8 protein-coding genes (1 of these 8 cut by a window edge) are annotated in these 10,700 nt (G+C 67.1%); all 8 read left to right on the top strand.

Annotated elements, in window-relative coordinates; translation table 11 throughout:
- The first annotated feature begins 152 nt into the window (after window positions 1-152).
- A complete protein-coding gene (locus tag NUV79_RS04050; protein WP_257731985.1) occupies window positions 153-2,006 on the top strand; it encodes a potassium transporter Kup in 1,854 nt (617 codons plus the stop codon).
- Between the two features lie 244 nt (window positions 2,007-2,250).
- Window positions 2,251-3,150 carry a LysR substrate-binding domain-containing protein gene (locus tag NUV79_RS04055; protein WP_257731793.1) on the top strand — a complete coding sequence of 300 codons (900 nt, stop codon included), beginning with the start codon at window positions 2,251-2,253 and terminating at the stop codon, window positions 3,148-3,150.
- 106 nt (window positions 3,151-3,256) lie between these two features.
- A complete protein-coding gene (locus NUV79_RS04060; protein ID WP_257731794.1) occupies window positions 3,257-4,228 on the top strand; it encodes an ABC transporter permease in 972 nt (323 codons plus the stop codon).
- Window positions 4,228-5,148 carry an ABC transporter permease gene (locus NUV79_RS04065; RefSeq protein WP_257731795.1) on the top strand — a complete coding sequence of 307 codons (921 nt, stop codon included), beginning with the start codon at window positions 4,228-4,230 and terminating at the stop codon, window positions 5,146-5,148. The genes NUV79_RS04060 and NUV79_RS04065 overlap by 1 nt, the downstream gene beginning before the upstream one ends.
- Before the next feature lie 3 nt (window positions 5,149-5,151).
- Window positions 5,152-6,123 (top strand): ABC transporter ATP-binding protein, encoded by a 972-nt coding sequence (locus NUV79_RS04070; RefSeq protein WP_257731796.1) that lies wholly within the window; start codon window positions 5,152-5,154, stop codon window positions 6,121-6,123.
- Window positions 6,120-7,148, top strand: a complete 1,029-nt coding sequence (locus tag NUV79_RS04075) for an ABC transporter ATP-binding protein (RefSeq protein WP_257731797.1) — start codon at window positions 6,120-6,122, stop codon at window positions 7,146-7,148. Before NUV79_RS04070 ends, NUV79_RS04075 begins: the two co-directional genes overlap by 4 nt.
- A 14-nt stretch (window positions 7,149-7,162) precedes the next feature.
- Complete coding sequence (locus NUV79_RS04080) at window positions 7,163-8,770, top strand: ABC transporter substrate-binding protein (RefSeq protein ID WP_257731798.1); 1,608 nt, start codon at window positions 7,163-7,165, stop codon at window positions 8,768-8,770.
- 86 nt (window positions 8,771-8,856) lie between these two features.
- Window positions 8,857-10,700: the 5' portion of a CocE/NonD family hydrolase gene (locus NUV79_RS04085; protein ID WP_465246826.1), read on the top strand. It continues 70 nt past the right edge of the window; 1,844 of the gene's 1,914 nt are visible here — the first part of the coding sequence; its start codon is at window positions 8,857-8,859; the stop codon falls past the right edge of the window.

The following is a 10,700-nucleotide window of genomic DNA, read 5'->3' on the forward strand; positions in this document are numbered from 1 at the left end:
GAGGCTGAGCGCCCGCCTCCTGCGCGGATCGCGCCTTGCTGTCAGCGATACGGCATGCCCTATTCCATCCTAGGGGGTAGCGCATGGCCAACGAGATTCAGCCGCAGAATCATGCCCGGCCCCATGACGATCACGGCGGCTCCATCCCCGTCCTGACGCTGGGAGCGCTCGGCGTCGTCTATGGCGATATCGGCACCAGCCCGCTCTATGCGCTGAAGGAGGCCGTCCGCGCCGCCGCAGCAGGCGGCACGCTCGCGCCGCAGGCCGTCATCGGTTGCGTCTCGATGATCCTCTGGGCACTGATCCTGATCATCTCGATCAAGTACTCGCTGCTGATCATGCGGGCCGACAACCGCGGCGAAGGCGGCATCATGGCGATGCTGGCCCTGCTCAAGGCGCGTCATGCCAAGCCGGGCTCGGCACGGGCCTATGTCCTCGTGGTCGGTCTCGTCGGCGCCGCGTTGCTCTATGGCGACGGCGCCATCACGCCGGCGATCTCCGTGCTCAGCGCCATCGAAGGCCTCAAGGTCGACGCACCGTTCCTGGCACCGGCCGTGGTTCCGTTGACCGCTGCGATCCTGATGGGTCTCTTCCTGGTTCAGAGCAAGGGCACAGGTTTCATCGGCCGGCTGTTCGGGCCGGTCATGCTGCTCTGGTTCCTGATCCTCGCGCTTCTCGGCATCCGGGGCATCCTGATGGCGCCGGGCATCCTGTCCGCGATCAATCCGTTCAACGCGCTGTATTTCATCACCCATACCTCGCCGGTCGTCGGCTTCGCCGTTCTCGGGGCGACTTTCCTGGCCGTGACAGGCGGCGAGGCGATGTATGCGGATATGGGCCATTTCGGCCCGAGGACGATCCGCCTGGCCTGGTTTGCCGTCGTGCTGCCGGCACTGATGCTCAATTATTTCGGCCAGGGCGGGCTGTTGCTGATCCATCCGGAAGCGATCGAGAACCCATTTTACCAGCTCGCCCCGAACTGGGCGCATTATCCCCTGATCCTCTTCGCGACGGCCGCCGCCGTCATCGCCTCGCAGTCGATCCTCACCGGAGCCTTTTCGTTGACCCGCCAGGCCGTGCAGCTCGGCCTCTTCCCGGCGGTCCGCATCAAGCACACGGCGCATGATCAGCGGGGCCAGATCTACATCCCGATCGTCAACTGGCTCATCTGCCTGGCGACCTTGACGTCGGTCTTCGCATTCCGCTCATCCGAGGCCCTGGCCGGCGCCTATGGCATCGCGGTCTCCCTGCTGATGGCCATCACCACGGGGTTGGCGGCGCTGATCGCTCTGAAATGGGGTTTCAGCCCGATCCTTGTCGTCGCGGTCAATGGCTTCTTCCTGCTGATCGATCTCGTGTTCTTCTCCGCCAACCTGCCGAAGCTGCATGAGGGCGGCTGGTATCCGCTGGTCCTGGCGCTCGTGCTGGTGGTGGTCATGCTGACCTGGCGGCGCGGCCTCTCGCTGGTGGAGGCGGCGCGCAGCCGCCAGCGCGACCCGGAGAAGGCGTTTCTCGAGATGCTGTCGGCGAAGCCACCGGTGCGCCTGCCCGGCGCGGCGGCCTTCCTTGCCTCGGCCGCCCGCGGCGTTCCGCTCTCGCTCTCGCATTTCGTGCGCCACAACCATGCCCTGCACGAGCGGATTCTGCTCGTCACCGGCAAGCTGGAGGAAATCCCGCGCGTAGCCGATGAAAACCGCATGGAAACGATCGAGCTCGCGCCCGGTGTCACGCGGGTGATCCTGCATTTCGGCTTCATGGAGACGCCGCGCATCCCCGACGGCCTGCGTTGCGGCGTCGAGCGCGGCCTGCTGCCCGGCATCGATCTCGCCGACCTCTCCTACTATATCGGCCGCGAAACCGTGATCCCGCGTGAGGACATCGCGGGAATGGCCGTGTGGCGGGAATCCCTGTTCGCCTTCATGCAGCGCAATGCCGAGCGCTCCGCTGCTCATTTCCACGTCCCGGCTACCCAGGTCGTCGAGGTCGGCGTCGAGATCGAGATTTGAGATCTGCTGCGCTTGGGATGTGGAGCATCGGTCCGTGCTTCAGCCACCGGGCCGAGCCTCAGGCGACAACTTGTCCATCATGGCCCGGCTTCTCGGGAGTTGTGGCCGATAATCTCGGGACGGTTCCCCTGTGCCTTGGCCATGATCCATGGTTGTCTGGTTTCTGGGGACACCGGCACCGCATTCCGATGACGACAATCTCGCATGATCTCATGCTGCAACCACCTCATGTGAAAACTGGCCGATGAAGATCCGGCAGATCGAGATTTTCCGCTCCGTGATGGCGGGCGGATCGACCATCGCCGCCGCCACCGCGCTCGGCCTCTCGCAATCGGCGGTCAGCCGGCAGCTCACGCAGCTCGAGGAGGAGCTCGGCTTCGAGCTCTTCGAGCGCAGCAAGGGCCGCCTGCTGCCGCGGCCGGAGGCTTTCGCCCTGATGGACGAGGTCGGCGAGCTGGCCTCGCTGGTCGCCCGGTTGAAGCGCTATACCGAGGACCTGCGGGCCGGGACCGTAGGCCAGCGCTTCCTCAAGGTGGCGGTGCCGCACTCCTTCATCGCGACGGTGATGCCGGAGGTGATCGAGACCTATCTCGCCCAGCGCCATGACGCCTCGGTCGAGCTGATCGGCGGGCATTACGATGCGATCGAGCAGATGGTGCTGGCACGGGCAGCCGATATCGGCTTTGTCAGCCTGCCGCCGCGCGACAAGGGCTTCGATGCTCGTGAGATCGTGCATTCCGAGTCGGTCTGCATCATGCCGGCCGGCCATCCGCTGGCGGAGCGGCCGAACCTCGTGTCGCGCGATCTCTCGGGGCATCATCTGATCATGCTCGGCCGCCAGCGGCCGGCGCGCCTCGCCTTCGAGCGGCAATTGCGGCGGGCGGGCGTCTTCCCGATCGTACGGATCGAGGTCCATTCGGTCGAAGCCACCTGCGGGCTTGTCGCCCGCGGGCTCGGCGTCGCCGTGGTGCCCGAGCTGATCGCGGGCCTCTACCGGCATCTGCCGATCGAGCAGCGCCCGTTCAGCCCCTGCATCCACGGCGCCTATGGCATCGTCACGCTGAAGGGCGCGCCGATGTCGCGCTCGGCGGAGGCTTTCACCGACATCCTGAAGAGTCGGCTGGAGGCGCAAGGTCGGACATAGCCCGATGCGCTTTGCGCATACGGTTGCGCGGGTTTCCGGCGCCGCCCATGGTCGGCGCGACAGGTGAACGGCGATCACGCCGCCCTGCCAATGCCGGGAGCCATCGATGACCGTCTTCGTCATTCGACGATTGATGCAGAGCCTGCTGGTGCTGGCGGCGACCGCCGTCATCGTCTTCGTCGGGGTCTATGCCATCGGCGACCCCGCCGAGATGCTGATCGCGCCCGACGCCACCCCGGCGGAGCGGGCTCAGGTCGAAGCCTCGCTCGGTCTCGACAAGCCGCTGCCGGTGCAGTTCCTCGCCTTTCTCGGTAACGCGCTGAAGGGCGATCTTGGCCGCTCCTTCGTCTTCAACCAGCCCTCGATCTCGCTTATTCTCGAGCGCCTGCCGGCGACGCTGGAGCTGGCGCTGGTCGCGATCCTGATCGCGCTCGTCATCGGCATTCCGCTCGGGCTGATCGCAGGCCTCAAGCCGCGCTCCGTCACCGACGAGACGATCATGACCGGCTCGATCCTCGGCTTCAGCCTGCCGAATTTCTGGCAGGGCATGATGCTGGTGATGATCTTCTCGGTCTGGCTCGGCTGGCTGCCCTCCAGCGGACGCGGGCCGACCGGGCAGATATTCGGCATCGAGACCAGCTTCGCTTCCTGGGAGGGCATCCGCCACCTGATCCTGCCGGCGACCAATCTCGCCCTGTTCAAGCTCTCGCTCGTCATCCGGCTGACGCGGACCGGCGTGCGCGAGACGATGCCGCTCGATTTCGTCAAGTTCGCCCGCGCCAAAGGGCTGACCGAGCGCCGGGTCGTGCTGGTGCATGTGCTGAAGACGATCATGATTCCGCTCGTCACCGTGATCGGCATGGAGATCGGCTCGCTGATCGCCTTCGGCGTCGTCACCGAGACGATCTTCGCCTGGCCCGGCGTCGGCAAGCTCCTGATCGACTCGATCATGCGGCTCGACCGGCCGGTGGTCGTCGCCTATCTGCTCGTCGTCGTCAGCCTCTTCATCGTGCTCAACTTCGCGGTCGACGTGCTCTACTCGATCCTCGATCCGCGCATCCGGCTGGGGCGCAACTGATGGCACTCGCGAAACCTGCCTTGTTCGCGGCACTGCGCCCCGATTCCGACAGCCTGCTGGCGCGCTCGCTCGCCGGCATCCTGAAGAGCCCGAAGGCGACGATCGCCGCCTTCGTCTGCATCCTGCTGATCCTGACCGCCGTCTTCGGCCCGGCGCTCGCCCCGCAGGACCCTTACGACCTCTCGACGCTCGACATCATGGACTCGAAGCTGCCGCCCGGCGCGGAGAGCATAGGCGGCGCGACCTACTGGTTCGGCACCGACGTGCAGGGCCGCGACATGCTCTCGGCCATGATCTACGGCCTCAGGACCTCGCTCTTCGTCGGCGTTCTCGCCGGTCTCGTCGCGCTCGTCGTCGGCACCGTGCTCGGCCTTTCGGCCGCCTATTTCGGCGGGCGCATCGACAGCGTGATCATGCGGCTGGTCGACCTGATGCTGGGCTTTCCGACCCTGCTCGTCGCGCTGATGCTGCTCGCCATCCTCGGGCAGGGCGTCGGCAAGGTGATCTTCGCGCTGGTGCTGGTGCAATGGGCGATGTTCGCCCGCGCCGTCCGTGCCGCGGCCCTGGTCGAGAAGGGCAAGGACTATATCGAGGCGGCCAGGATGCTCGGCCTGTCGCGGCCGCGCATGCTCTTCGGCCATCTCCTGCCGAACTGCCTCTCGCCGCTCATCGTCATCGGCACGCTGCAGGTCGCGAACGCGATCTCGGCCGAGGCGACGCTGTCCTTCCTCGGCATCGGCCTGCCGATCACCCAGCCCTCGCTCGGCCTGCTGATCGCCAACGGCTATCAGGTGCTGCTCTCCGGCCAGTACTGGATCAGCGTCTATCCCGGACTGCTGCTGCTCACCCTCGTCTTCAGCATCAACATCGTCGGCGACCGGCTGCGCGAGGTGCTGAACCCCCGTCTTGCGGAGCGCTGAGCCATGAACCCGGTGCTCTCCGTCGAGAATCTTGAAACCCAGTTCGCCAGCTCGGCCGGCCTGGTCCGCGCCGTGGACGGCGTCTCCTTCAGCGTCGATCGTGGCGAAATCCTCGGCCTCGTCGGTGAGTCCGGCTCGGGCAAGTCGATCACCGGCTTCTCGATCCTGGGACTGATCGAGCCGCCCGGACGGGTCGCAGGCGGGCGCATCCTGTTCCAGGGCGAGGACCTCGTCGGGCTCCCGGCCGAGCGGCTCAGGCGCCTGCGCGGCAAGAAGATCGCGATGATCTTCCAGGACCCGATGATGACGCTCAACCCGGTGCTCTCGATCGAGACGCAGATGGTCGAGGCCGTGCTCGCCCATGATGCGGTCTCACGGGAGGAGGCGCGTATGCGCTCCCGCGATGCGCTGGGCCTCGTCGGCATTCCCTCGCCGGAGGAGCGCCTGAAGGCCTATCCGCACCAGTTCTCGGGCGGCATGCGCCAGCGCGTCGCGATCGCGATCGCGCTGCTGCACAAGCCCGACCTGATCATCGCCGACGAGCCGACGACCGCGCTCGACGTCACCATCCAGGGCCAGATCCTGTTCGAGGTGCGCCGGCTGGCCAGCGAATTCGGCATGGCGCTGATCTGGATCAGCCACGATCTCGGCGTCGTCGCCAGCCTCGCCGACCGGATCGCGGTGATGTATGCCGGCCGCATCGTTGAGACCGGCGCCACCGACGACGTGCTCGACCGGCCGGCCCACCCCTATACGCGCGGCCTGATGGAGGCGCTGCCGGCCAATGCGGCGCGGGGCGAGCGGCTGCATCCGATCCCCGGTCTCTCGCCTTCGCCGCTGGCTCGGCCCGCCGGATGCGCCTTCCGGACGCGCTGCTTCGCCGCGAGCGAGGTCTGCCAGCAGGAGCCCAAGCCGCAGGGCGTGAGCCACAGCTTCCGCTGCCACCACCCGCTCTTGCCCGGAGTCGCAGCATGACCGCAGATCTCATCGAAGGACGCGGACTCGTCCGGCGCTTTTCCCGTGGCCTCGACGCGGCGGAGAAGCTCGCCCGTGTGCTCGGCGCGAACATCTCCGAGGAAACCGTCCATGCCGTCGAAGGCGTCGACATCGCCATCCGGCAGGGCGAGGTGCTCGGCCTCGTCGGCGAATCCGGCTGCGGCAAGTCCACGCTCGGCCGCCTGCTGGCGGGCCTGCTGCCGCTGACCGAAGGCACCTTGCTCTGGCAGGGCAAGGATGTCGCCTCGCTCTCGCGCAGCGAGGCGCTGGAGATGCGGCTCGCCGTGCAGGTGATCTTTCAGGACCCGATGTCCTCGCTCAACCCGCGCAAGCGCGTCGTCGATCTCGTCGGCGAGGCGCCGCGGGTGCACGGCCTCGTCCGGGCAGGGGAGGTCGACGACTATGTGGCGGAGCTGCTCGAGAAGGTCGGGCTCGACCCCTCCTATCGCAAGCGCTACCCGCACCAGTTCTCCGGCGGCCAGCGCCAGCGCATCGGCATCGCCCGGGCGCTCGCGGTCAAGCCGCGATTGATCGTCTGCGACGAGTCGGTCTCGGCCCTCGACGTCTCGATCCAGGCGCAGGTCATCAACCTGTTCATGGATCTGCGCGAGGAGCTCGGCCTGACCTATCTCTTCATCAGCCACGACCTCAGCGTGGTGAAGCATATCAGCGACCGGGTCGCGATCATGTATCTCGGTCGCGTCGTCGAGACCGCGTCGGCCGATGCGTTCTTCGCCGCGCCGAACCATCCCTATACCGCGGCCCTGCTGCGCGAACTGCCCTCGGTGAAGGAGCGCCGCCGCGCCTTCACGCCGATACGCGGCGAAATTCCCTCGCCGCTGCATCCGCCCTCCGGCTGCGCCTTCCATCCACGTTGCTCGCGCATCTTCACCCCCTGCGCCCAGGCGCGGCCGCCGCTCGAACCGATCGCTGACGGACATCTCAGCGCCTGCCATCTCAACCAGGCCGCCGCCGTATCGCTCACGGCCGGCGGCAGCGCCTGAAGAGGAGATATCGCATGACCTCCAAGCTTCGCACGACCGCCAAGCCCCGCCTCACCGCGCTCCTGCCCTTGCTCGCCAGCGTCGCCTGGCTTGGCGGTGCGGGCTTCGCCAGCGCCGCCGATCTCGTCATCGGCACCGCAAGCGAGCCCTCGGCGATGGACCCGCTGTTCTCCCGCACCGGGCCGAACCAGAATATCGCCATGCAGATATTCGACCGGCTGGTCGAGACTGACGCGCATCTGCGCATGCAGCCGAGCCTGGCCGAGAGCTGGTCGGCGGTCGATCCGACGACATGGCGGATCAACCTGCGCAAGGATGCCCGCTTCCAGAGCGGCAAGCCGGTCACGGCCGATGATGTCGCCTTCTCGCTGGAGCGCGCCCGCAACGTGCCCAACAGTCCGGCGCCGTTCTCCAACAACGTCTCGGGCGTGGTCTCGGCGAAAGCGATCGATGCGACGACGCTGGAGGTGAAGACCGAGGTGCCGACGCCGGACCTGATGGAGCGGGTCGGCTTCGTCTACATCCTCGAGCGCGCCTCGGCCGAGGGCAAGAGCCTGCAGGACTACAACAAGGGTGACGGGCTCGTCGGCTCCGGTCCCTACAAGTTCAAGGAATGGGTGCCGGGCGACCGCGTCATCCTCACGCGCAACGAGGGCTATTGGGGGGCGAAGCCCGCCTTCGAGACGGTGACGATCCGCTTCATCGCCAATGACGCGGCCCGCGTCGCGGCGCTGCGCTCGGGCGCGGTCGACCTGATCGACGGCGTGCCGCCGGCCGACCTGCCGGTGCTGGAGAAGACGGCGGGGCTCAAGGTCCACGCGATCCCCTCAGCCCGCCTGATCTATCTCGCGCTCGACACCGCGCGCGAGGAGAGCCCCTTCGTCACCGACAAGGACGGCAAGCCGCTGAAGCCCAATCCGCTGCAGGACCTGCGCGTGCGTCAGGCGCTGGCCAAGCTGATCAACGTGCCGGCGATCGTCGAGCGGCTGCTCAACGGCGCCGGCCTGCCGGCCGGCCAGCTCGTTCCGGAGGGCGTTGCCGGCTTCGATCCCGCGCTCAAGCCGGTCGCCAATGACCTCGCCGGCGCCAAGACCCTGCTGCAGCAGGCCGGGCTGAAGGACGGGTTCGGCATCACCATCCATTCCTCGAACGACCGTTTCGCCGGCGACAAGGATATCGCGCAGGCGATCGGCCAGATGTTCTCGCGCGGCGGCATCAAGGTGAACGGCGTGATGACGCAGCCCTATAACGTCTATGCCAGTGCGGCGAGCCGGCAGAGCTTCTCCGCCTTCATCTTCTCGCTGGGCACGACGACCCCGACCGCAGGGCCGGGCATGCGCAACCTGTTCATGACCGCGGACTCGAAGGCCGGCACCGGCGGCTTCAACCGGGCGCGCTATTCCAATCCGGCCTTCGACAAGGCGCTGGCTGAGGCGCTGACCCAGTTCGACGAGAGCAAGCGCATCGCCGGCATTCAGGCCGCGTCGAAGATGGTCTTCGCCGACCTGCCGGTGATCCCGCTCTACTGGCAGAAGATCGCCTGGGCCTCGAAGGCCAACATCACCTACGAAGCCAACATGGCCGAGGACACCACGGCGGCGCGAGCGGGGCTGGCCAAGTGAACTCCCAATCGATGAAGGCCATGAGCCCGGCCACTGCTCCGGAAAGTGGCCATGACGTCGTTACGCTGAAGGACGTCATGGTGACGATGCGGGACGGCATCCGGCTCGCCACCGATATCTACCTGCCGGCGCGAAACGGGCAGGCCCTTGCCGGTCCTTTCCCGGTCGTGATGGAGCGCACGCCCTATGGCAAGGCGGAGCGCTCGCGCTCCGAGATCGGTCGCAACGAGGCCAAGCCGATGGCCCGCGCCGATGTCGCGGCGCATTTCGTCCGGGCCGGCTATGCGGTGGTCTATCAGGATTGCCGCGGCCGCTACGGCTCGGAGGGCGAGTTCGTCAAATACGTCTCCGACGCCGAGGACGGTTACGATACCTGCGCCTGGATCGTCGCGCAGCCCTGGTGCAATGGCCGGATCGGCACGATGGGCCTGTCCTACGCCGCTCATACCCAGGCGGCTCTGGCCTCGCTGACACCGCCCGGTCTCGCCTGCATGATCCTCGATTCCGGCGGCTTTTCGAACGCCTTCTCGTGCGGCATACGCCAGGGTGGCGCCTTCGAGCTGAAGCAGGCGACCTGGGCCTATAACCGGGCGCAGGAAAGCCCGGACGCGCTCGCCGACCCCGTCGTCGCAGCCGGCCTCGCCGCGGAGAACCTGCACGCCTGGTTCCGCGTGATGCCGTGGAGCGAGGGGCGCTCTCCGGTGCGCTGGGTGCCGGAATACGAGACCTATCTGCTCGACCAGTGGCGCGCCGGCACCTTCGGCCCGGAATGGAAACGGCCGGGCCTGTGGCTGGAGGGCTTCTACGACGCCGTGCCTGACATCCCGATCCTGCTGATGTCGAGCTGGTACGACGTCTATGTGAAGACGACCTTCGACAATTTCGCGGGCCTCAGTGCCTCGGGCCGTAGGCATCTCAACGTCATCATGGGGGCCGGCTTGCACGGCAACCGCCAGTCGACCTTCGCCGGCGATACGTCCTTCGGCGAGGCTGCGCCTTTCGACGGCAATGTCGACACGAACTGGCTCGATTTCCGTAAGCGCTGGTTCGATCGCTGGCTCCGGGACGAGCCCAACGGGCTGGAGGCCGACCCGACGCTGCGCCTGTTCCTGATGGGCGGCGGTTCGGGCGAGAAGGATGCCGACGGACGCCTCGTCCATGGCGGGCGCTGGATCGAGACCTCGCATTGGCCGCTGCCGGATACGGATCAGCAGGCTTGGTACATCCACGGCAACGGACGGCTCTCGCGCGACGCGCCGGCTCCCGACACTGCGCCGCTGACCTATGATTTCGACCCGGCCGATCCGGTGCCGACCATCGGCGGTGCGCTGACCAGCGGCCAGCCGATCTTCGAGGGCGGCGGCTTCGATCAGCGCGAGGGGCCGCGCTTCTTCGGCTCGCGCGATGCCGGCATGCCCCTGATCGCCCGGCGCGACGTGCTGTCCTTCGAGAGCCTGCCGCTGGCGGAGGACATGGCGGTGATCGGGCCGATCACGGTCGAGCTCTGGGTCGCCTCCGACGCGCCCGACACGGATTTCACCGCCAAGCTGGTCGACCTGCATCCGCCGTCAGCGGATTATCCGACCGGCTTCGCGCTCAACTTGACGGACGGCATCTTCCGTTGCCGTTATCGCAAGTCCTGGGAGAAGCCGGAGCCGATCGAGCCGGAGGTCCCGTTCCGGATCACCATAGAGCCTTTCGCGACGGCAACATTGTTCAAGGCCGGCCATCGGATCAGGCTCGACATCTCGTCGTCGAACTTCCCGAAATTCGACGTGAACCCCAACACCTTCGACCCGGAAGGGCAGGGGCGCCGACGGCGGATCGCTCGCAACACGGTGTTCTGCGACGGCGCGCGCCCGTCCCGTATCGTGGTTCCCGTCGTGCCCCTGTCCTCGCTCACCAGTCTGGCGCGCGTCACGGAATCTGT

Source organism: Allobosea sp. 47.2.35 (assembly GCF_024655635.1).
Taxonomy (GTDB): Bacteria; Pseudomonadota; Alphaproteobacteria; order Rhizobiales; family Beijerinckiaceae; genus Allobosea.

Coding starts and splice junctions, on each gene's coding strand:
- NUV79_RS04055 (WP_257731793.1), top strand. CDS start 2,251: ATGAAGATCCGGCAGATCGAGATTTTCCGCTCCGTGATGGCGGGCGGA.
- NUV79_RS04060 (WP_257731794.1), top strand. CDS start 3,257: ATGACCGTCTTCGTCATTCGACGATTGATGCAGAGCCTGCTGGTGCTG.
- NUV79_RS04065 (WP_257731795.1), top strand. CDS start 4,228: ATGGCACTCGCGAAACCTGCCTTGTTCGCGGCACTGCGCCCCGATTCC.
- NUV79_RS04070 (WP_257731796.1), top strand. CDS start 5,152: ATGAACCCGGTGCTCTCCGTCGAGAATCTTGAAACCCAGTTCGCCAGC.
- NUV79_RS04075 (WP_257731797.1), top strand. CDS start 6,120: ATGACCGCAGATCTCATCGAAGGACGCGGACTCGTCCGGCGCTTTTCC.
- NUV79_RS04080 (WP_257731798.1), top strand. CDS start 7,163: ATGACCTCCAAGCTTCGCACGACCGCCAAGCCCCGCCTCACCGCGCTC.